This window comes from Paraburkholderia dinghuensis (assembly GCF_003837865.1).
In the GTDB taxonomy this organism is placed as follows: domain Bacteria; phylum Pseudomonadota; class Gammaproteobacteria; order Burkholderiales; family Burkholderiaceae; genus Paraburkholderia; species Paraburkholderia dinghuensis.
Genome location: NZ_RQIS01000008.1, coordinates 204,132 through 225,656 on the forward strand (window position 1 = coordinate 204,132; position 21,525 = coordinate 225,656).

General features: G+C 63.3%; 20 protein-coding genes. 7 read left to right on the plus strand and 13 right to left on the minus strand.

Features of this window, described 5'->3' with window-relative positions:
* Positions 1 to 110: 110 nt before the first annotated feature.
* From D1Y85_RS13120 to D1Y85_RS13135, 4 genes are all read right to left on the minus strand, one after another.
* Positions 111 to 866, minus strand: a complete 756-nt coding sequence (locus D1Y85_RS13120; RefSeq protein WP_124151488.1) for an ABC transporter ATP-binding protein — start codon at positions 864 to 866, stop codon at positions 111 to 113.
* Positions 863 to 1,642 carry an ABC transporter ATP-binding protein gene (locus D1Y85_RS13125; protein ID WP_124151489.1) on the minus strand — a complete coding sequence of 260 codons (780 nt, stop codon included), beginning with the start codon at positions 1,640 to 1,642 and terminating at the stop codon, positions 863 to 865. Before D1Y85_RS13125 ends, D1Y85_RS13120 begins: the two co-directional genes overlap by 4 nt.
* Positions 1,643 to 2,087: 445 nt before the next feature.
* Positions 2,088 to 3,797, minus strand: coding sequence for a GMC family oxidoreductase (locus D1Y85_RS13130; RefSeq protein ID WP_124151490.1), 1,710 nt, complete (start codon positions 3,795 to 3,797; stop codon positions 2,088 to 2,090).
* A gap of 260 nt (positions 3,798 to 4,057) precedes the next feature.
* The gene (locus tag D1Y85_RS13135; RefSeq protein WP_124151491.1) at positions 4,058 to 5,581 is read right to left on the minus strand and encodes a CoA-acylating methylmalonate-semialdehyde dehydrogenase; all 1,524 of its coding nucleotides are present in this window, start codon (positions 5,579 to 5,581) and stop codon (positions 4,058 to 4,060) included.
* A 134-nt stretch (positions 5,582 to 5,715) separates the two neighbouring features.
* On the opposite strand from D1Y85_RS13135, the gene D1Y85_RS13140 reads away from it, so the two are divergent.
* Both D1Y85_RS13140 and D1Y85_RS13145 read left to right on the plus strand, forming a co-directional pair.
* A complete protein-coding gene (locus D1Y85_RS13140; RefSeq protein ID WP_124151492.1) occupies positions 5,716 to 6,603 on the plus strand; it encodes a LysR family transcriptional regulator in 888 nt (295 codons plus the stop codon).
* Positions 6,604 to 6,792: 189 nt separating this feature from the next.
* Positions 6,793 to 7,317, plus strand: a complete 525-nt coding sequence (locus tag D1Y85_RS13145; protein WP_124151493.1) for a class IV adenylate cyclase — start codon at positions 6,793 to 6,795, stop codon at positions 7,315 to 7,317.
* 24 nt (positions 7,318 to 7,341) lie between these two features.
* Here the strand turns inward: D1Y85_RS13145 and D1Y85_RS13150 are convergent, their stop codons facing one another.
* Positions 7,342 to 7,833 carry an Lrp/AsnC family transcriptional regulator gene (locus D1Y85_RS13150; protein WP_124151494.1) on the minus strand — a complete coding sequence of 164 codons (492 nt, stop codon included), beginning with the start codon at positions 7,831 to 7,833 and terminating at the stop codon, positions 7,342 to 7,344.
* On the opposite strand from D1Y85_RS13150, the gene D1Y85_RS27020 reads away from it, so the two are divergent.
* Positions 7,832 to 7,999, plus strand: a complete 168-nt coding sequence (locus D1Y85_RS27020) for a hypothetical protein (RefSeq protein WP_185218972.1) — start codon at positions 7,832 to 7,834, stop codon at positions 7,997 to 7,999. The genes D1Y85_RS13150 and D1Y85_RS27020 overlap by 2 nt on opposite strands.
* Before the next feature lie 158 nt (positions 8,000 to 8,157).
* Positions 8,158 to 8,463 carry a 4a-hydroxytetrahydrobiopterin dehydratase gene (locus D1Y85_RS13155; RefSeq protein WP_124151495.1) on the plus strand — a complete coding sequence of 102 codons (306 nt, stop codon included), beginning with the start codon at positions 8,158 to 8,160 and terminating at the stop codon, positions 8,461 to 8,463.
* Between the two features lie 51 nt (positions 8,464 to 8,514).
* On the opposite strand, the gene D1Y85_RS13160 is transcribed toward D1Y85_RS13155, so the two are convergent.
* Positions 8,515 to 8,745: a DUF3717 domain-containing protein gene (locus tag D1Y85_RS13160; RefSeq protein WP_124151496.1), complete on the minus strand. Its 231-nt coding sequence runs from the start codon at positions 8,743 to 8,745 to the stop codon at positions 8,515 to 8,517.
* A gap of 127 nt (positions 8,746 to 8,872) precedes the next feature.
* Between D1Y85_RS13160 and D1Y85_RS13165 the strand changes: the two genes are divergently transcribed.
* Entirely contained in the window at positions 8,873 to 9,559 is a 687-nt protein-coding gene (locus tag D1Y85_RS13165) for a response regulator (protein ID WP_091999860.1), read from the plus strand.
* A gap of 282 nt (positions 9,560 to 9,841) precedes the next feature.
* Positions 9,842 to 11,347, plus strand: coding sequence for a sensor histidine kinase (locus D1Y85_RS13170; protein WP_124151497.1), 1,506 nt, complete (start codon positions 9,842 to 9,844; stop codon positions 11,345 to 11,347).
* 73 nt (positions 11,348 to 11,420) lie between these two features.
* On the opposite strand, the gene D1Y85_RS13175 is transcribed toward D1Y85_RS13170, so the two are convergent.
* The 7 genes from D1Y85_RS13175 to mnmC form a co-directional block, all read right to left on the minus strand.
* Positions 11,421 to 11,939 carry an SET domain-containing protein gene (locus D1Y85_RS13175; RefSeq protein ID WP_124151498.1) on the minus strand — a complete coding sequence of 173 codons (519 nt, stop codon included), beginning with the start codon at positions 11,937 to 11,939 and terminating at the stop codon, positions 11,421 to 11,423.
* Between the two features lie 240 nt (positions 11,940 to 12,179).
* Positions 12,180 to 13,292: an NADH:flavin oxidoreductase/NADH oxidase gene (locus D1Y85_RS13180; RefSeq protein ID WP_124151499.1), complete on the minus strand. Its 1,113-nt coding sequence runs from the start codon at positions 13,290 to 13,292 to the stop codon at positions 12,180 to 12,182.
* A gap of 121 nt (positions 13,293 to 13,413) precedes the next feature.
* A complete protein-coding gene (locus tag D1Y85_RS13185; RefSeq protein ID WP_124151500.1) occupies positions 13,414 to 14,148 on the minus strand; it encodes a glutamine amidotransferase in 735 nt (244 codons plus the stop codon).
* Between the two features lie 103 nt (positions 14,149 to 14,251).
* Positions 14,252 to 14,890 (minus strand): MarR family winged helix-turn-helix transcriptional regulator, encoded by a 639-nt coding sequence (locus D1Y85_RS13190; protein ID WP_124151501.1) that lies wholly within the window; start codon positions 14,888 to 14,890, stop codon positions 14,252 to 14,254.
* Between the two features lie 689 nt (positions 14,891 to 15,579).
* Positions 15,580 to 16,695, minus strand: coding sequence for a YbdK family carboxylate-amine ligase (locus tag D1Y85_RS13195; protein WP_124151502.1), 1,116 nt, complete (start codon positions 16,693 to 16,695; stop codon positions 15,580 to 15,582).
* Between the two features lie 101 nt (positions 16,696 to 16,796).
* Positions 16,797 to 18,002, minus strand: a complete 1,206-nt coding sequence (locus tag D1Y85_RS13200) for a cation:proton antiporter (RefSeq protein ID WP_124151503.1) — start codon at positions 18,000 to 18,002, stop codon at positions 16,797 to 16,799.
* Positions 18,003 to 18,812: 810 nt separating this feature from the next.
* Entirely contained in the window at positions 18,813 to 20,774 is a 1,962-nt protein-coding gene (mnmC, locus tag D1Y85_RS13205) for a bifunctional tRNA (5-methylaminomethyl-2-thiouridine)(34)-methyltransferase MnmC2/FAD-dependent 5-carboxymethylaminomethyl-2-thiouridine(34) oxidoreductase MnmC1 (protein ID WP_124151504.1), read from the minus strand.
* Between the two features lie 431 nt (positions 20,775 to 21,205).
* Between mnmC and D1Y85_RS13210 the strand changes: the two genes are divergently transcribed.
* Positions 21,206 to 21,499: an HU family DNA-binding protein gene (locus D1Y85_RS13210; protein WP_444544281.1), complete on the plus strand. Its 294-nt coding sequence runs from the start codon at positions 21,206 to 21,208 to the stop codon at positions 21,497 to 21,499.
* Positions 21,500 to 21,525 lie beyond the last annotated feature (26 nt).

A 21,525-nucleotide genomic window follows, 5' to 3' on the forward strand; every position in this document is an offset into this window, starting at 1 on the left:
GTCTCCAACTCTGGTTGCATTGTTTTGAAAGCCAGAAAATCAATCAGCAACTTGCGGCAAAACTATTGCGTGCGGCATGTCGCGCCGCATGCAATGTGAGACCCGGAATGCTAGACGCCCAGCAGGTCGTGCAGCACGGGCATCTTGCTGTCGAGTTCAGCGACGCCGAAATGCTCGACGATACGGCCGTGCTCCATCACGTAGAACCGGTCAGCGAGCGGGGCCGCGAAACGGAAGTTTTGCTCGACCATCACGACCGTATAGCCGCGTGACTTCAGCGTGACGATCATGCGTGCGAGCGCCTGGACGATCACGGGCGCGAGGCCTTCGGATATCTCGTCGAGCAGCAGCAGATTCGCGCCCGTGCGCAGGATGCGCGCGACCGCCAGCATCTGCTGCTCGCCACCCGACAGCCGCGTGCCCTGGCTGTGACGGCGCTCCGCCAGATTTGGAAACATCGCGTAGATCTCGTCGAGCGACATGCTCTTCGCATTAGCGTTCACGAGCGGCGGCAGGAGCAGGTTTTCCTCGCAGGAGAGGCTTGCGAAAATGCCGCGCTCTTCCGGGCAATAGCCGACGCCGCAATGCGCGATGCGATGAGTGGGCATGCCGATCGTCTCGCGTCCACCGATGCGGATCGACCCCGTGCGACGCCCCGCCAGCCCCATGATCGCGCGCAGCGTGGTCGTGCGCCCCGCGCCGTTACGCCCGAGCAGCGTGACGACTTCGCCGCGCGCAACCGAAAGATCGACGCCGTGCAGAATGTGGGATTCGCCGTACCACGTTTGCAGGCCCGCGATCTCGAGCGCAGGCTCGTTCTCCTGAGCGGCGGCATCGACGCGTTCGTTCTCCGCCACCGTACTCATGCGTGGGCTCCGGCGAGGGTTGCGTCCGCGCTGCCCATATAGGCCTCGGCGACAAGCGGGTTCTTCGACACTTCGGCATAGCTGCCTTCGGCCAGCACCTCGCCGCGCTGCAGAACCGTGATCGTGTCGGAGATGCCAGCGATGACGTTCATGTTGTGCTCGACCATCAGGATCGTGCGCCCGCTCGACACCTTCTTGATGAGCGCCGTCACGCGATCCACGTCCTCGTGACCCATGCCCTGCGTCGGCTCGTCGAGCAGCATCAGCTCCGGCTCCATGGCGAGCGTCGTTGCGATTTCGAGCGCACGCTTGCGGCCGTAGGCAAGTTCGACGGTCGGCACATCGGCGAAATCGGTCAGGCCGACCTGTGTGAGCAAGTCCATCGCGCGGTCGTTCAGTTCGGCGAGCGAGCGCTCGCTCTTCCAGAAGTGATACGCCGTACCGAGCGAGCGTTGCAGCCCGACGCGCACGTTCTGCAGCGCGCTGAGGTGCGGAAACACAGCCGAGATCTGGAACGACCGGATGATGCCGCGCCGCGCGATCTGTGCGGGCCGCTCATGCGTGATGTCGATGCCGTTGAACACGATGCGCCCCGCGCTCGGTTCGAGGAATTTCGTGAGGAGATTGAAGCAGGTGGTCTTGCCCGCGCCATTCGGTCCAATCAGTGCGTGGATCGTGCCGCGGCACACGCGCAGGTTCACACCGTTCACGGCCGTGAAGCCCTTGAACTGTTTGGTGAGGCCGTGCGTCTCCAGAATCGTGTCGCCGAGAATCATGTTCCCTTCCACGCGAAATAAAGGCGTAACGCTGCACCTGGTTCGCGCGAGCCGCCGCACGAATGCCAGTGGCCCCGAAGTCGTCGCGTCCCGCACTGCAACGTTGCGATACGTCCGGAACCCATCATGTCAAGCCGATGAAACCGCTGCACTACGCGCCGTTTGCTGACGCACAAGGATGACGCGCTGCGCGCTGTCCGTCTCCGCGCATTGTCTCCCCAATGATGCACCGCAATCATTGGGATTTGCACTTAGGGGGTCAGCGCACGGCCGCCCGTGGCGGGCCTCGCGCAATTGACGAAAGCGGGATGCACGATGCGGACGTGATCAGCCCGCGCCCGGCAATCCATCGCGACGCCTGCAAATGCGGTAGATGCGCGGGGAATACGATCGCATGCACCGCAAGCGCATGACGTGTGACCCCGCCCGCAAACTTCGCGCCCGTTCAGATCACCGGCAGCGGCGGGGAAGAGTCGACGCGTGCGTGTGCACCTTCGCGGCGGTCGGCGAGCACCATCGCGGCGGCTCGCTCGGCGATCATCAACGTGGGCGAATTCGTGTTGCCCGAAGTGATGAACGGCATCACCGACGCATCGACCACACGCAAGCCGTCCACGCCGCGCACACGCAGACGCGAGTCGACCACAGCATCGCTATCGTCAGCACGTCCCATGCGGCAGGTGCCGACCGGATGAAAGATCGTCGTGCCGACGTTGCCCGCCGCTTCGACCAGTTGCGCTTCGGTCTGGAACGCCACGCCGGGAAGAATTTCCTCCGGCTTGTAGCGCGCGAGCGCGGGTGACGCGGCGATACGCCGCGTGAGGCGCAAGGCGTTGGCGGCCACGCGCCGGTCGTGATCGGTAGAAAGGTAATTCGGCGCGATGGCAGGCGCCGTCGCCGGATCGGCGGAAACGATGTGGATGCTGCCGCGCGACGTCGGCCGCAAGTTACATACCGACGCCGTGAATGCATTGAAACGGTGCAGCGGTTCACCGAAACGGTCGAGCGAGAGCGGCTGCACGTGATATTCGAGGTCGGGACGTGTGAGCGCGGGATCGTCGGGATCGGACTTCGCGAACGCACCGAGCTGCGAAGGCGACATCGACATCGGTCCGCTCTGAAATAGCGCGTATTGCAGACCGATTTTCACCTTGCCCCACCAGTGCGCCGACGCCGTGTTGAGCGTACGCACACCGCTCACGCGATACGCCATGCGCAATTGCAGATGGTCCTGCAGGTTCTCGCCCACGCCACGCAGATCCTGCACGACGCCGATGCCGAGCGCCTTGAGTCGCTGTGCATCGCCGACACCGGAGAGTTCGAGCAATTGCGGCGAGTTCACAGCGCCCGCACTCAGGATCACTTCGGCGCGCGCACGCGCGACGTAATCGACATCGCCGCGATACTCGACACCGACGCACCGCCGCCCTTCGAATATCACGCGTTCAGTGAGCGCACCGGTGATGATGGTGAGATTCGGGCGCTTCATTGCGGGGCCCAGAAACGCCTTCGACGCGTTCCAGCGCACACCGCGTTTCTGGTTCACATCGAAGTAGCCGACGCCGCTGTTGTCACCGCGATTGAAATCGTCGGTGGCCGCGATCCCCTGCTCCTGCGCCGCCTGCGCGAACGTTTCGAGAATCTTCCACTTGAGCCGCTGCTTCTCGACGCGCCATTCACCGCCCGCGCCGTGATATTCACTCGCGCCGCCGTGATAGTTCTCGCTTTTGCGGAACACGGGCAGCACCGAATCCCACGACCACGACGCGTCGCCGGTCGCGCGTGCCCATGCATCGTAGTCCTCACGCTGGCCGCGCATGTAGATCATGCCGTTGATCGACGACGACCCGCCGAGCACACGCCCGCGCGGATAGGACAGCGTGCGCCCGTTCAGGCCCGCTTCGGCCACGGTCTTGTAGAGCCAGTCTGTGCGCGGATTGCCGATGCAGTAGAGATAGCCGACTGGGATGTGAATCCAGTGGTAATCGTCCTGGCCGCCCGCTTCGAGCAGCAGCACGGAGACGTTGGGGTCTTCGGAAAGCCGGTTGGCAAGCACGCAGCCCGCCGTGCCGGCACCGACGATCACGTAGTCGAATTCGCCTTCGAGGCGACGCGAGGACGACTGTCGTCCAGGAGGTTCACTCGGTGTGGGCATTATTGTCTCCTGTCGACCCGAGTTAGCGCTTCAGCGCTTACTCGGGTCCCATGCACAGCGGTCGACCCGAGTTAGTGCTTCAGCACTTACTCGGGTCCCATGCAAGGCGGTCGACCCGGGTTAGCGCAGAGCACTGACTCGGGTCTCATGCAAGCTCGCTACCGCCTGGGCCGGCTGCGTCGCGTGCCGGTTCTATTTTCGTGCGAACGGCGCCGCGCGCGACCGCCTCCGCCGGGTTAAAACGTGTACCGTGCGTCGCCTTACTTCGCGACGGGCATCGTGAATTCCGCGCCCTTGGCGATGCTGTCCGGCCAGCGCTGCATGATGCTCTTGTACCGCGTATAGAAGCGCACACCCTCTTCGCCGTAGGCATGATGATCGCCGAACAGCGAGCGCTTCCACCCGCCGAACGAATGCCACGCCATCGGCACCGGAATCGGCACATTGATGCCGACCATGCCCACCAGAATCTGCCGCGAGAACGCACGCGCAATGCCGCCATCCGATGTGAAGAGCGACACGCCGTTCGCGAACTCGTGACGGTTGATCAGCTCGACCGCGCTCGCGAAGTCGGGCACGCGCACCACGGCAAGCACAGGACCGAAGATCTCTTCCTTGTAGATTGTCATATCGGTCTTCACGTCATCGAACAGCGTGCCGCCGATGAAGAAACCATCCTCGTGACCATCGACCGTGTGCGCGCGTCCATCGACCACGAGCTTCGCGCCCGCAGCCACGCCCGCGTCGATATAGCCCTTGACCTTCTCGCGATGCACAGCCGTCACGAGCGGCCCCATCTCCGACGCAGCATCCATCCCGCTACCGATCTTGAGCGCCTTCACGCGCGGCGTGAGACGTTCGATCAGTTCGTCGGCGATATGACCCACGGCCACTGCCACCGAAATCGCCATGCAACGCTCGCCCGCCGAACCGTAGGCCGCGCCGATCAGCGCATCGACGGCCTGGTCGAGATCGGCATCGGGCATCACGACGAGGTGATTCTTCGCGCCGCCCAGCGCCTGAACGCGCTTGCCGTGCTTCGTGCCCTCGGTGTAGATGTATTCGGCGATCGGCGTCGAACCGACGAACGAAAGCGCCGTGACGTCCGGATGCGCGAGCAGTGCGTCGACGGCCACCTTGTCGCCGTGAACGACGTTGAACACGCCGTCGGGCAGACCCGCTTCCTTGAGCAGTTCAGCGATACGCACCGACGCCGAAGGATCGCGTTCCGATGGCTTCAGCACGAACGTGTTCCCGCACGCGAGCGCGACCGGGAACATCCAGCACGGCACCATCATCGGGAAATTGAACGGCGTGATGCCCGCGACGACGCCCAGCGGCTGGCGCAGGTTCCAGTTGTCGATGCCGCCACCGATCTGGTCGGTGAAATCGGTCTTGAGCAGATTCGGAATGCCACACGCGAACTCGACGACCTCGATGCCGCGCATCACCTCGCCCTTCGCGTCCGAAAACACCTTGCCGTGCTCGCGCGTGATCAATTCGGCGAGTTCGTCATGATGCTGGTCGAGCAGATCCTTGAACTTGAAGAGAATGCGCGCGCGCTTGAGCGGCGGCATCTCGCTCCACGCGGGGAACGCCGCAGCGGCGGCAGCGACGGCCGCGTCCACGTCGGCCACAGTGGCGAGCGGCACGCGCGCGCTCACCTTGCCTTGCGCCGGATTGAAGACATCACCGAAACGCTCGCTAATGCCATCGAACGGCTTGCCGTTGATGTAATGCGTCAGCGTCCGGACGCCGGTTTCCCTCAGATGTGTCTCGCCCATGTATGCCTCACTGGTTAGATGAATGCGCGCAACGCACCGCGCCGCACTTTATTGACTCAAGCGTAATCGGCAACCCACAGGGCGATCCAATGAATAATGCTCAACAGCGATATAAGGCGAGTTAATATCAGCGGATGGACCTGACCTTGCTCCGAGCGTTCGTCACGGTCGCACGCGAGGGCAACCTCACGCGCGCGGCCGCTCACCTGCATCTGACGCAGCCCGCCGTCAGCCTGCAGATCAAGCATCTGCAGGAAGGACTCGGCGTGACGCTCTTCACGCGCACCTCGCACGGCCTCGTGCTCACGCGCGACGGTCAGGCGCTCCTTCCACACGCCGAGCGCGCGCTCACCGCCGCAAGCGACGTGCAGCGCGCCGCGGCTCTACTGCGTCACGAGGTGCGCGGCAGGCTGCGTATCGGCACAATCCTCGATCCAGCGTTTCTGCGCCTCGGCGGCTTCCTGCGGCAACTGGTCGAAACCTGGCCGCAGATCGAAACCGCCCTGCGCCACGGCATGTCGGGCTGGGTGCTCGATCAGGTGCGCTCGCGCGAACTCGACGTCGGCTATTACATCGGCCAGCCCGGCCCGGACGCCGACACGTTCCACGCCATCACGCTCACGCGCTTCCAGTACCGGGTGCTCGCACCCGCCGGCTGGAAAGACCGGGTGAAGGACGCGCGCGACTGGGGCGCGCTCGCCGCTCTGCCGTGGATCTGGACGCCGCCCGCGTCCGCACACAACCGGCTGCTCACGCAGATCTTCGAGGCCGTGAACGCCAAGCCCGTCAAGGTCGCGGAAGTCGATCAGGAACCGTCGATGCTCGACCTCGTGAAATCGGGCGTCGGCCTCACGCTGGCGCGCGATTCGATCGCCATCGCCGAGGCGCACGCGCATGCACTGACGATCGTCGAAGGCATGACGGTACCGACCGAACTCACCTTCATCACGCTCGCCTCGCGCCGCGACGAACCCACGATCGCTGCCGCGCTCAAGTCCATCGAAACCCAGTGGGCGATATGAGCCGCGCTCATGAGGCTTCGGCCAGGATTGACCGCTGAATTGACCTGTGAAGTGCGCACAATGTAACGGCGCTGTCACGCAAGTTTTGCTAGATTCAGTTCTCGCCCGCGCGAACCACCCGGCGATGCGAGTCACGCGCGACGCGTCCCGAGCCTCACTCATCGTCCCCTCGTTTCACAGGAGCCCCGCATGGCCCGCAACATCGAAATCAAGGCCCGCACCCGCGAATTCGACGCGCTGCGCGAGCGCGCCGCCCAGCTTGCATCCGACCCGCCGCTGATCTTTCGCCAGCAGGACTCCTTCTACGACGTGCCGCGTGGCCGCCTGAAGCTGCGCCAGTTCGACGACGGCACGCCGCCCGAGCTGATCTTCTACCAGCGCGACGACCGCGACGGCCCGAAAGTCTCGTACTACACGCGCAGCCCCGTGACCAACGCGGAGGCGATGCACTCGCTGCTCGCCACTGCGCTGACCACGCGGGGGATCGTGTCGAAGGAACGCCACGTCTATCTGGTGGGCCGCACGCGCATCCATCTGGACCGCGTTGACGGCCTCGGCGATTTCATCGAACTGGAGGTGGTACTCGCTCCCGATGAGGACGAGCAAGGTGGCGAAGCCGAGGCGCACGCGATGTTCGCGAAGCTCGGCGTCGACGAAAACGACCTCGTGGCGGTCGCCTACGTCGATCTGCTCAATACAGCGGTTCCGGCATAAATAAGACAGGGAACGGTGCAGGAGTCAGGACGCAGGCGCGCCTGGCTCCAGATGCCCGAGCGGCAGCGGCCCGTTGCGCTTGAACGTGGTCAACACGATATTCGAGCGCACGCTGTCGACTCCGGGCACGTGCATCAGCTTCTTCATCACGAACGACGACAGCGCGTTCAGATCCGGCGCCACGATCCGCAGCAGATAATCGGCGTCGCCCACCACGGCATGGCATTCCAGCACTTCGGCCAGCGCGTCGATCTGCTGCTGGAACTGCTCGATGACCGAATCTCCATGATGCTTGAGCTTCAGGCTCGTGAACGCCGTAACGCCGAGCCCAAGCTTTTCAGGCCGCAGCACGACGCGATAGCCGTCGATCACGCCGGACGCCTCGAGCCGCTGCAACCGCCTGCCGATCTGCGATGGTGAAAGCGGCACCTGCTCGCCCAGTTGCTGGTGTGTAGCGCGGCCAAAGCGCTGCAGCACGTCAAGCAGCGCGAGATCGAAGTGATCGAGTTCCAGCATGAATAAATTCCGCATCAAGCACGTTAAAAGTGCGGAATTATTGCATATCGGATCGACCTATCACCTGATGCACGCATATCCCGACGCGCTGGGCACGGGTGACGTGCTCGAAGCCGACACGGTTATCACGCGTTGCATGGACGAAGGCGGACTCGTGCACGGGTAGGTCTGGACGCCGCTCCCCGCGCACCGATCGGAGCGAAGATTGCGATATCCGGATAGCTCGCACCCTGCCGCCATCCGTGGAAAAATGGTTGATCGAGCGCATCGTCCGCGCCGCCGCGCAAAGCGCGCGCCGCGCTCCCCTACCTGACAGGTGCAGAGATGATCAACCGACTCACATCCGAAGAGCGCACCACGGAACTCGCCGAACTCCACGGCTGGCAAGCCGTCGCGGGCCGCGACGCCATCCAGCGCATCTTCCGTTTCGCCGATTTCAACGAAGCCTTTGGCTTCATGACGCGCATCGCGATCAAAGCGCAGGAAATGAACCACCATCCCGAGTGGTTCAACGTCTACAACCGTGTGGAAATCACGCTCTCTACGCACGAGGCAAATGGCCTCACTTCACGCGATATCGCGCTGGCACGCTTCATCGATTCGATCGCACCCGGACCGCTCAGCGTGTAAGCAAAAACCCGCATATGAAAGCTTGATGAAGGGTCTCAGTCGCCCAAGCCTTCAAGGTTGAAGGCCATTATTGAGGGATACGTAAGACTCCCAGGCGGCCCTTGCATCGGGGTCAAAACGATCAAGTGAGATAGCGTTCCGACGCTGTACAATCAGCAACGCATACGGCCTGGAGAGCGCGCTAGCCTCTTTGCACAACGCGAGTTCGTCGCCGCTCGAGGGCGAACGGTTGCGCCAGAAGTTGATCGCGGCTTCGAGTTCGGTGATCGAAATATCGGACATGTTGGTCGTGACTCGCGCAACCGCTGCATTCAGCGCCGACTGGTCGCTGAGCAGATCCGGAACATCGGGCTGCGCTTCGCGAACTGCGTGCCTGTAACGCTAAACCCATTGTACTTGAGCGAATCCCATGCGACTCCTTCTGATCGAAGACGACCGCCCCATCGCACGCGGTATCCAGTCCAGCCTAGAACAAGCCGGCTTCACGGTCGACATGGTCCACGACGGAATTTTCGCCGAACAGGCTCTCACGCAGAATCGCCATGAGCTGGTGATCCTCGACCTCGGCCTGCCCGGCATCGACGGCATGACGTTGCTGTCGCGGTTCCGTCAAAGCAACCGGCACACGCCCGTCATCGTGCTCACTGCACGCGATGAGCTGAATGACCGCGTCCAGGGCCTGAATTCGGGCGCCGACGACTACATGCTCAAACCGTTCGAGCCCGCGGAACTCGAAGCGCGCATCCGCGCAGTGATGCGCCGCAGCGGCCCGCACGGTGACGTGCCGCGCCCCGAAGTCTCGCTCGGCGGCGTGCGCCTCTCGGGTGTCGACCGCCGCATCTTCAACGACGACAAGCCGCTCGAACTCTCGCCGCGCGAATTCGCGGTGCTCGAAATGCTGTTGCTGCGTCACGGCCGCGTCGTCAGCAAGGCACAGCTCCAGGACCATCTGACGCACTTCGGCGGCGATCTCGGCGACACCGCGATCGAAGTCTATGTGCACCGCGTGCGCAAAAAGCTCGAAAGCTGCCGCGTCGAAATCGTCACGGTGCGCGGCTTCGGCTACCTGCTGCAAGAAATTCGCCAGGCGGCCTGACGCGGCATTCCTGATTGCCGGTCCGGCGCAACGTCGGACCGGTTGCTGCTGCGGTGCCGCGTAAATCGCACAAACGGCGCGTATCGCCCGCCTCGGCCGGCGGCTGTGTACGTTTGCGCATAGTGTGCGATCCGCTCGACGCCGCAGTTGCGGTACGCACGCCCTGCCGCGGCGGTTATTGCCCGCGTACAATGAACGAATTCAGGGTCACGCCAAACGCGTCGCGCCCTATCTGCAAAACGCTGCCAGACGCACCCCGTTCATTTCTGGTTCGAACCCATCATGTCCTATCCGGCCGCAAACAGTCTGCGCCGTACGCTGCTGCGCCGCCTCGCTGCTCCGCTGTCGCTGCTTGCGCTGATGAGCGGCCTGATCGCCTACTGGCTCGCGTGGCAGTACACGCAGCACGTGGTCGACCGCTCGCTCGTCGACCTCGCCACTGCGATCTCGAAGCAGATCCAGATCGCCGGTCCCGACGCGTCGGTCAGCGTGCCACCGCTCGCTCAGGCCATGTTCTCCGATCCGGTCGAGCATCTCGTCTATCGCATCAGCGACGGCGAGACCGAAATCGCTGGTGATAACACGCTCCCGTTGCAGGGCACGAACGTACGTCGCATGCACTACGCGTATGTGTTCGAAACGGAGCACAACGGTGTGAACGTCCGCGTCGCGCAAGTGCGCGCTGAACAGCCAAGGGGCAATCCGATTGTGGTCGAAGTGGGCCAGCCCGTGCATCTGCGCTCGCAAATCGCCGCCGAGTTCCTCATCGCGATCATGATGCCGCTGCTGCTGCTGCTGCTCGCCGGCTGGGCGATCGTGTGGCGCGTCGTGAACCAGCAGCTCAACCCGCTCACCGATCTCGCCGACTCGCTAAACCGCCAGACGCACATGTCGCTCGAGCCGGTCGACGAGACCTATGTGCCGGTCGAGATACGCCCGCTCACCGGCGCACTTAACGCGCTGCTCGGGCGCCTGAAAACCGCGCTCGACGCGCAGCGCAAGTTCATCGCTGACGCCGCGCATCAGTTGCGCACGCCGCTTACCGCCGTGAAGCTCCACGCGGAGCAGGCCGCGAACGCGCGCGAGCCGCAACAGGTAAGCGCCGCAGTGCACGAGTTGCGCGCCGCCGCCAACCGGGCGGTGCGTCTGTCGAACCAGCTTCTGTCGCTCGCACGCGCCGAACCGACCGAACAGGCGGCGCGTTTCGTCGATATCGACATGGCCGCGCTCGCGTTCGAGACCGGCGCGGAATGGGTGCCGCGCGCGCTCGCGAACCACGTTGACCTCGGCTTCCAGCGCCTCGACGCGCCCGAGAATGACGAACCGCTCATGGTACGCGGCAATCCCGTGCTGCTGCGCGAGGTGATTGCAAACCTGCTCGACAACGCGCTGAAGTATCTGCCGCCCGCGCGCGTCGACGGCGGACGCATTACCGTGACCGTTACGCAAAACAACGTCGAGAACGTGCAGATGGCCGAGGTCGTCGTCGAGGACAACGGAAGCGGCGTGCCGCTCGCGCAGCAGACCGATCTCTTCAAGCGCTTTTTCCGCGGCGACGGTCAGAGCGAAAGCGGAGTGGAAACCGGCGCCGGTCTTGGCCTCGCCATCGTTCACGACATCATGTCGCTCCATCGCGGCAGCGTGCATTACGAAGATGCGCCGGAGGGCGGTGCGCGCTTCATCGTGCGCTTGCCACTCGCGCGTCGCAAACCGGTCGATGCGAGCGATACTGCATCGGCCGACAAGCATCACCAGAAAACGACCAGTCAGGCGCCGGTCGATCTCTGAAGTCGCATGAAAACAGCAAGGGCCGCTTTAAGCGGCCCTTTTGCATTCATCGCGCACCACGCAATCGCAGCGGTCACTTCTTCTTTTTGCTCTTCCCTGACTTGCCCGCCTTCGCGCCCTTCTCCTTGCTCTTGTCTTTTTCCTTCTCGGGCGGTGCGAGCATCGTGCCCCGGCACTTGCGCGCGCCGCAACGGCATTCGTATTCGCGCTTGAGCTTGCGTGTCTGCTTCGCGTCGATCACGAGTCCGTAGTCATAGAACAACTCTTCATCCGCCGCGATATCGCGCAGCGCATGAATGTACACATGACCATCGATCTCTTCCGCTTCGCAGTTCGGCGCACACGAGTGATTGATCCAGCGTGCGCTGTTGCCGTTCACCTTGCCGTCGATGACGTCGCCGTCCTCGAGCGCGAAGTAAAACGTGTGATTCGGTTCATCCGGATTGTGGGGGTGACGCCGCAACGCTTCCTTCCAGGAGATGCGCTCGCCTTTATATTCGATCAGGCGCGCGCCCGCCTCGATCGGCCCAGTCGCAAACACGCCCTTACCGTGTACGCCCGACTGGCGCACGACGATCCTGCGTACACTCATTGAATGAATCCTTGTGAAGTACTTGGGAAACTATCCCTGCTGCAACGAACGGCGTGAAAGCGGCAACGGCCGCATTGAATGTTCGCTCTGGCCCCGCGCGCATCCCCGCGCATCCCACTACGCAAACGCGGCGCCTCGCAGGCGCCGCGCTCGTGCAGCGCCCGGGCGCGACACAACCGGCATCGTACACGTTCGTGCGGTCTTCGTTCAACCCGTGCAGTCACGCCAGAGGTCCGCGCCTTAGCGTTGCCCGATCGTCGTCTCGCCAAAGAGCTTTTTCTGATCGCGCGGCTGCGAACGCCAGTACTGCGGAGGCGCATTCACGCTCGCACCGAGTTGAGCCGCAGCGTGCCAGGGCCAGCGCGGATCGTAGAGCATCGCGCGCGCCATCGCGATCATGTCGGCGTCGCCATCCGCGATCACCTGATGCGCCTGCAGCGGATCGGTGATGAGACCGACCGCGATCGTCGTCATACCGGTGGCCTGTTTCACTTTGCGCGCGAACGGCACTTGATAGCCCGGCTCGAGCGGTATCTTCTGCAACGGCGAAACGCCACCCGACGACACGTCGATCCAGTCCGCGCCGCGAGCCTTCAACGCTTGCGCGAATACGACGGTGTCCTCAGGGGTCCAGCCCCCATCGACCCAGTCGGTCGCCGACACACGCACGCCAACCGGACGATCGGCGGGAAACTCGGCGCGCACTGCGTCGAACACTTCGAGTGGAAAACGCATGCGGTTCTCGCGCGAGCCGCCATATTCATCGCTGCGCTGGTTCGCGATCGGCGAGAGGAACTGATGCAGCAGATAACCATGCGCAGCGTGCACTTCGATCGCGTCGATGCCGAGCCGCGCCGCACGCCGCGCCGTGGCGCGAAACGCGTCGCGCACGCGATTCAGACCCGCGACATCGAGCGCGAGCGGCGGCGGCTCATCGTCCTTGTGCGGTAGTGCCGACGGCGCATGCGGCAGCCAGCCGCCGTCGTCCACCGATATCAACTGACCGCCCTCCCAGGGTACGTGGCTCGACGCCTTGCGGCCCGCGTGCGCAATCTGCATCGCGACGCAGATCGGCGAATGACGGCGGATCGCGGCGAGCACCGGCACTAGCGCAGCTTCCGTCGCGTCGTCCCACAAGCCGAGATCGCCTGGCGTGATGCGTCCGTCCGGTTCGACCGCGGTGGCTTCGATGCACAGCATGCCCGCGCCCGAGAGCGACAGATGACCGAGATGAATCAGATGCCAGTCGTTGGCCTCTCCGCGCTCGGCGGAGTATTGACACATCGGCGATACGACAATGCGATTGGCGAGCGTCACGCCACGCAGTGAGAGCGGAGTGAAGAGTGGGCTCATGGGAGGAAAGGTGAACGGGGAAAGGGAGCGTTTGAGAATATCACGCAGCCTTTTTTCGTTGCAGGAACCGAGCCAGTCAGTCGGGCGGCAGGCAACGACACGCGCCGCACCGAAGGCAATCTCAGGGCCGGTTCATCGCACTGGCGGCAGGCGCATCGATGCTATCGAGCCAGTCACCGAACATGCGGCTCGCTTGCCGTTCCAGACACGGACCGTGCTTCGCCGTAGCGGCGCGCAGCGCGTTGACGTCGACACCAGCGTGAGCGATTTCAGCGGCATGGCCGATCAACCAGGGTTCGAAGCGGTCGGCACGCACTTCGGGATGACACTGCAGGCCGAGCACATGATTGCCCCACGAGAACGCCTGGTTCTCGCAGAGCGGCGTCGAGGCAAGGCGCGTGGCGCCCTCCGGCAGGTCGAACGTATCGCCGTGCCAGTGCAGCATCGACGTCACGTGGCCGTCGAGGTGACGCAGCGGCGACGTGCGGCCAGCCTCGGTCAGCGTGAGCGGCGTCCAGCCGATCTCGGCTTCATCCGCTGCGTAGACGCGTGCGCCGAGTACACGCGCGATCACTTGCGCGCCGAGACAGATGCCTAGCGTCGGAAGCCCGGCATTGATGCGTTTTTCGACAAGCGCCGCGAGCGAACTGAGAGTGGGATAACGCGCGTCGTCGCACGCGTTGATCGGGCCGCCGAGGATCACCATCAGCGAGGCCGCCAAGGGATTGAGCGCGCCGATCCGCGCAAAGCCGACGTCCAGATAGCGGACGAGGTGCCCGCGTTCGCCCAGGACGCGCTCCAGGGAGCCGAGATCCTCGAAATAGACATGGCGGACGGCCAATACTTCGCGATTCATCGGCTGATTCCCGGGTCAGCGGCACGTTACGGGCACACCAGCTGCCCGGCGCCGCCGCGCGGCTGTGCCCGCAAAGCGGGCGAACAGCCGCAGTCTGCAGACGTTACACCGCGAAGATCTTCCAGTTCTTCTTCTGCGTCGTCGCGTCAGCCTGGTCGTACACCGAGCAATCCAGCCGAAGATCGGTGTCGGTCATGTCGATGCCGAGCAGTGCGCAATGATGCGCCGTCTTCTTCGGATTCTTGCTGACTTCGAGGTGCGAGCAGGTGAGGCACATCCGGTGCTGCGGGATGGCTTCCTGAACTTCGAGTTGATAGACGGTCTTCAGGAGCGTGCGGTAGAACACCGCTTGCTCGTCGCCGCGCAACGTGCCGACGGCCTTCGAGAGGAAGTCCGGCCATTGCGCCGCTTTCTTCGCCGCCGTGCGGCCTCGCGTCGTGAGGCGCACCGCGAGCGCGCGGCCGTCATCGAGCGCGCGTCGTTTTTCGACGAGGCCCTTCGTTTCGAGCGTGCTCACCGCATCGCTGGTCGTCGCTGCGGTCAGCGCCGTTTCCCGGGCGATCTCGCCGAGGCGCATCGGCCCTTTGCGCTGCATCAACAGAACGAGAATTTCGCCCTGGGTCGGCGTCAGTCCTGCTCCTTCGGCCCAGTCCCACGCCTGGCTCCGCATCGCCGTGCTGAGTCGCAACAGGCTATGGGTCACCCGCCCGGCTGCCTGCTCTCCGTATACGCCTTCGCTCATAGTCTTTCGCTGGTTATTGGCAGCTCGCGCTGCATCGTCAGCCGCCACAGAGGACGACTGTCATGTGGGAATAAACTGCGTCCGATAATCCGGACCGCATACCAATCTCAAAATTTACGCCTCAAAATCCTGCGCTGCAAACTTGCTGGCAGGTTTCACTTCGCACAACCGTTCTTTCTCGCCGCAACAGCTCAAGCGTCATCCTCGCACTGGTGCCACCACGACAAACCGACATTCTATGCGAGAGTGGCGAATCGCACAGCTAAGTTATTCAATTCGCATTGTGGATAACCCGTTGATAACAACGCCGATCGTTTGTTGTTGAATCCTTGATGACAAACAATCGCCCCGCTTGACGTTTCCAGGTTATCTCGTATTTCGCACTCGAACGCAACAGGTATCTACGCGACCGTGGCTTGCGCAATGCCTTGAGTTTTCAGGCATTTTTACAGTTACCCACAGGCGAAGAGTCGCTCGTTCGCGACCATTGTGTCCATATTTGTAAATATTAGAACAGGCAAAAGCCTAGAGGACCTCGAAATGACTGAGGAACGCTACGAAAAAAATAATTCGTCGTAGATTCACCCACTGCGTCACTTGGTCTCTCCCGTACCAAAAAACACGAAGGCAGCCCGCAGGCTGCCCCCGTAATGCACCAGGCGCCGATGTCAGCCCCTGGCCCTGACCACTCAGGCGCGCCAACGCAGGCACTGCTGACGAACGGCCTCGTGCAGCGACTTCTCTTCGGCGACCACACCGCGCAGCCAGGTGGCATCGTTGGTCTGGGCGCGGGCGATCGTGCCGATCCCGGTCAAAGCCCGCGTCGCCCCAAGCGCCTCGCCGTGTGGGGCGATCTGCGCGAGCGTATCGATGATGTCTTCCGAAATCGTGCGCCGCTCACCCGTCTGCGGGTTCACGCAGGTGCCGGCCAGCCCGAAACGACATGCCTGGAAACGATTGAACGTGTAAACGAGGTAATCATCTTCGCGCGGCATGATCGGCCGGTCCGTCAGCAAATGCCGCGCGAGCGTCTGGATGTAGCAGGCGATCGCCGCCGCCCGTTCGACGGACAGCGGCGTGTCCATCACGCGCACCTCGATCGTGCCGAAGCCGGGTTTCGGGCGGATATCCCAATAGAAGTCTTTCATGCTGTTGACAACGCCCGTGTGAACCATCTTCGAGAAATACTCCTCGAACTCCGTCCATGTGAGCACGAACGGCGCGCGGCCCGACAGCGGGAACGCGAACACGGAATTCAGTCGTGCCGAGTGAAATCCGGTATCGACACCCTGCACATACGGCGATGACGCCGATAGTGCGATGAAGTGCGGGATGAAGCGTGAGAGCGAATGCAGCAGGTAGAGCGCGCTGTCCGCATCGGGACACCCGATGTGGACGTGCTGCCCAAACACCGTGAACTGCTTCGCGAGATATCCGTAGAGCTCCGAAAGGTACTGAAACCGCGGCGTATCGACGATGCGCCGGTCGCTCCACTCCTGGAACGCATGCGTACCGCCGCCGCACAGGCCGACGTTCAGACGATCCGCCGCGGTGACCAGCGTGTCGCGGATCTTGCGAAGCTCGGACAGCGCCTGGTCGTGCGTCGTGCAGATGCCGGTGGACAGCTCGATCATGCTCTCGGTGATCTCCGGGGTGATGTTGCCCGGGATCTCCTGATCCTTGACGAGACGCATCAAGTCGCTGCCGGCCTTCGTCAGATCGTAGTCGTGAGTGTTGACGATCTGCATTTCGAGTTCGATACCGAACGTGAACGGCTTCGAATCGACAAATGATTCCAGTGACATGGCACCCCCTGTTGCTCACGTGCCGCGCGTTTCCTGCGTCGCTTGCGGCACGCCGTGTTACATGGCTTGCGGCGCCCGGCTGCTAGCCGGCCCCGCATCGTTCACTTTTCGCCCCGTTCGCCTGTGAATGCAAGCGCGCGATAGACGAGCCACGGTCCCAGAAGCTGCAGCACCGCGATCGCGCACATCATGATCGCGCGCATCCGGGGATCGAAGTTTGGATAAAGATCGTAGGTGTCCTGCACGAGCATCAGCGCGAGCGCCGACATCGGCGATAGCGCGAGTCCCAGCGCAATGCCCTGCTTCCACTCGAGCCCGCTCGGCCGGGCAAAGATCAGCACGCCCACCAGTTTCGCAACGAGCCGCGCGACGATCAGTCCGGCCGCCGCCACGCCGCCGACCACGATGTCGTGCCATTGAAACGTCGTGAGCGTAACCACGAAAAGGATCACGGTGAGCAGCCACCCAGCCGTGCCGAAGTGCTGCGGCCACAGTTGCGGACGCGCTTCGCGGTTCTTCACGATGATGCCGGCGGCGAGCAGGCTCAGAATCGTCGACAGCCTGAAGACATGCGCGGCTGCGATCGCGAGCAGCACGATGCCGAAGAGCGCAACGAACGAATGCTCGTCCTGCGGACTGAGCCTTCGATAGAACAGCGTGCATGCGCGCGCGAGCACGTACGCAATGATCAGCGATCCGATGAGCAGATAGAGCGGCTGCACGATCGTCGCGAGCACGTTGCCGTAAAACTCCTGATGCAGCCACCCTGAGACGAGCTTCACGACGACCACCGCATACACACTGTTCAACGCAGTGAGTGTGAGCAGGCGTTGCGTGACCTGACCCTCGGCGCGCAATTCAGTTTTGAGCTGGATCACCATCGCGGGCGAAGTCGACATTGCGATGGAAGCGACGATGAGCGCGATCATGATCGGCACATCGAGCAAAAGCAGCACGACTAGCACGAGCACGAAGCTGAGTGTCGCTTCAGCAAGGCTCGACAGGATCAGCCATGGATTGCGGCGGATCCAGCGCAGGTCGAGGCGGCTGCCGAGTTCGAACAGCAGCAGGCCGAGTGCGACGTCGAGCAGCGGGCGCGCGTCGCTGGCGAGGTCGGCGTCGATCACGCCGAAACCCGCCGACCCGGCAACCAGGCCGATGACCGCGTAACCGGAAATGCGTGGCAGCCGCCAGGCGCGATAGCACAACTCGCCGCACAGACCGGCGGCGAGCAAGGCGAGGCCGGCCCAGAAAATGCCATCGAGGTGTAATGGCCAGGCGGGAAAGAACGAAAACGCCGACTTCATCGTGGTGGCTTCTCCTTGGCAGAAGACAGTCCGGCTGTCCGACGTCACTCGACAACGACTCACACGTGGGCAAGCCGCATACCACGCGGCTTGATTGCGGTCATCCGGCGGGCGGCCCGCAAAGCGGACGACTTGCAGCCGGTGCACGTGGGGCCGGCTGGAATTCGACTGCGCGACTGCGGGAAAGCACTGCGCCGGCGCGCCGCGTGCGGCAGACAGCCGGTGCGGGCGCTTCGCGTGTGGAGAGGGGCGCCCGCCATAGATGAACGAACGTGGCCGGTTCTCCTGATCACTCAGATTCAGGACAAGCTACATCCGTTCCTTGGATGCGTCAGCCGTCTGTTGCGGCTCAAGACGCGGGAAGAAGGCCGATTGTGCCACACCTTTTCTGCAATCGTTCCCATCATCCTCAAACGGAAGCCGGTACGGCAAATGCATCCGTCTTGCAGCGTAAGACGAAAATCCGGCCGCTGCGCGTAAAGCGCGACGACGAAGTCGACTCTCGACAGCGACGGCATCAGCTTCGGGTTTACTGTTTACCGTATGTATACGTAGTAACAGTTAACAAAGGGGCCGCTCTCCTGTGGATAACCGAGGATAAGTCTGAAAAATCAGTTGCTTGTCGAACTCACAACCGATTGCACAGCATGTGCGGGGCTGACCTGGACCCATGAGCAACTTTTTGACCTTTTGCGCGGTGCCGCGAGTTACCCCGTTTACGTCCACATCGATTCCACAGAGGGTTCACCTGCAATCCGCCCGGTTATCCACAGATTGGGGTGGATAACCGGGCGTCGCCGGGGGGGCGCATCAGAGGCTGCGCTGACGGAGTGTGCGCTGCAGGAAACGCGCGGGATCAACGTGCTCAGCGAGTTCGCGCTCGAGCGGCAGCGGCTCGCCCTCGAGTTGCGACGCGATCAGTTCGGCACCGAGCGCCGCCCACACTAGGCCGCGTGATCCGTATGCAAAGGCGCCGTATAGGCCCTCGATACGTGGCAGGTCGAGCGGCCAGGCACCTGAGAGCTGCTGCGCGTCGCGGCGCGCGGCGGATTCGTCGCCGAGCTGGCCGATCATCGGCAAACGGTCGCTCGTGACGCACCGGAACGCGACGCGCCCCGTGCAGTCGTCCGCGTGAGAAGCGTCGCGTGCCGCGTCGAGATCCGGCAGCATTTGTGCGACACGTTGGAGGTTTTCGGCGTGGCCGGCCGGGCGCAGGGTGTTGTCGGGATCGTCGAGTTCGTAGGTAGCGCCGGTCAGCGTGACGCTGTCGGGAAGCGGAACGGCGTATCCATCGCCGATCACCGGCACGTGCAGGTTCGCGAGCGGGCTGTGGGCCACGATCGTCAGCTGCCCGCGCACGATCCGGGTAGGCGCGTAATCAAGCGATGCCGCGCGCGTGGCGTCGTGCGCATTCGCGAAGATCATCACCGGCGCCCCGGCGATAAGCGCGCCGTGGTCGTCGAACGCGCGCCATTCGTCGCCCGCGCGTTCGATGTGCGCGACGCTTACCCCGAAACGTGCGTCGAGTTGCGCGCCGGCCGCCGCGCATTGTGCGCGACACAACAAGGCCGGACTGATCGCCCCGGCCATGGGATAGAACCAGCCGCCCTGCGCCAGCGCAATGCCTGCGATCTCTTCGGCGCGTTCGCGCGAGACGGCGAACGCGTATTCGTCGGGATACCCGAATGATTCGAGTGCCGCGGCGACGGCACGCGATTCGTCATCAGTGGCAAGTTGCAGCAACCCTTTGCGCGTGCGTGTGAGCTCGTGGCCGGCCGCTTCGAGCGCTTTCCAGCGTCGCAACGCGTAGAGAAAAGCGGCGCGCGTGATGCGCGACGCGCTGCTGTCGTCGCGCGAAATCATCGGGTGAAAGACGCCCGCCGGATTGCCCGACGCTTCACATGCGGGCTCCGCGTGCCGTTCGATCAGCGTGACGCGCCAACCGCGCGCGGCGAGCCGTTCGACGAGCGCGCAGCCGGCCATTCCGGCACCGACCACGATCGCATGTCGCTCGCGTGGGGCGACGGGCAGTGGCGGTTCGTAGCGCCTCACCCGCCAGCGCGGCGCGAAGCGACCGACGAGCATCGCGCGTTTCGAGCCGAAGCCCGCGATCTTGCGGTACTCGAAGCCGCTCGCCTCGAGTGCCCGTTTGACCTCGCCAGCGCTGCTCCACGTCGCGAACGTGGCGTTTTCGCCGGCCACGCGCGCGAGTGCCTTGAATACCGCCGGTGACCAGAGGTCGTGATTTTTCGCGGGTGCGAATCCGTCGAGATAGAACGCGTCTGCTCGCAACCACAGTTTGGGAAGCGCATCGGTTGCATCGCCGAAAACGAGCGTCAGCGTGACGAGTCCTCCGTCAAATTCGAGGCGATGGACGCCGGGCACGAGCATCGGCCAGGCATCGGCGAGTTCGTGCGCTCGCTCGGTGAGCGATGTATTCGCTACCACTGCGCTGAGCGCGATCCGCAGGTCGTCGCGGTTGAACGGGTGTTTTTCGACCGAAACAAAATGCAGCCGCTCGCAGCGAGACGCATCGTCGCGCCACGCCTGCCAGGTGGTCAGGAAGTTCACGCCGATGCCGAAACCGGTCTCCAGCACAGTGAAAACCCTGCGTTCGCGCCATCGCTCCGGCAGTTCGTTGCCTTGCAGAAAGACGCTGTGCGCCTGGGCGAGTGCGCCGGAAGCGCTGTGGTAAATATCGCCATAAACGGGCGAAAACGGCGTGCCGTCCTCGCGAAAGGCGAGCATGGCGGGAGTCAGGATGGCGGTCATAGGGAACGCGAACGGGCTAAACGGTGCGATGAAAGCGCTGCGAGCGAGCTAACCGGCGTGTTCGACGCAGCTTGAATCGCCCGCCCAGCGGGGCTTTGCGGGCGCCGGGCGTTGGTTGGACGCAACGCTCGAATGTCCGGAATTGTGAGGCAGGTGGCAGTTTCGACGGATTGCGACGCAAAGGCGCACGCATAACCCTGATTCGGGCGAATACCAGTGCAAATCTTCGAAACCCTTGTCGTTATTGGGTTTGCGCTGCGCTATCATAGCAAGCGCCGCCCAGGGAAGCGGCAGCACGGCCGTCGAGGCGCAGCGGGGGATTTTGCGCCGCGACGCGAATCGCCGGGGAGCTCCGGAACCGTCGCTGCTCGACGGCGCGGCACGCGACCGTATAATCGGCGCGTTCGCGCTGTTCGTGTCAACCTAAACTGATAAGGAACTTCTCAATGAATAAACAGGAACTGATCGACGCCGTCGCAGGACAGACGGGCGCAAGCAAAGCACAAACCGGCGAAACGCTGGACACGCTCCTCGAAGTGATCAAGAAGGCTGTGTCGAAGGGTGACGCGGTGCAGCTGATCGGTTTTGGCAGCTTCGGTTCGGGCAAGCGTGCGGCACGCACGGGCCGTAACCCGAAGACGGGCGAAACCATCAAGATTCCGGCAGCCAAGACGGTCAAGTTCACCGCTGGCAAGGCGTTCAAGGACGCCGTCAACAAGCGCTAAGCAATTACCGCTTCAAGTTGACGCCC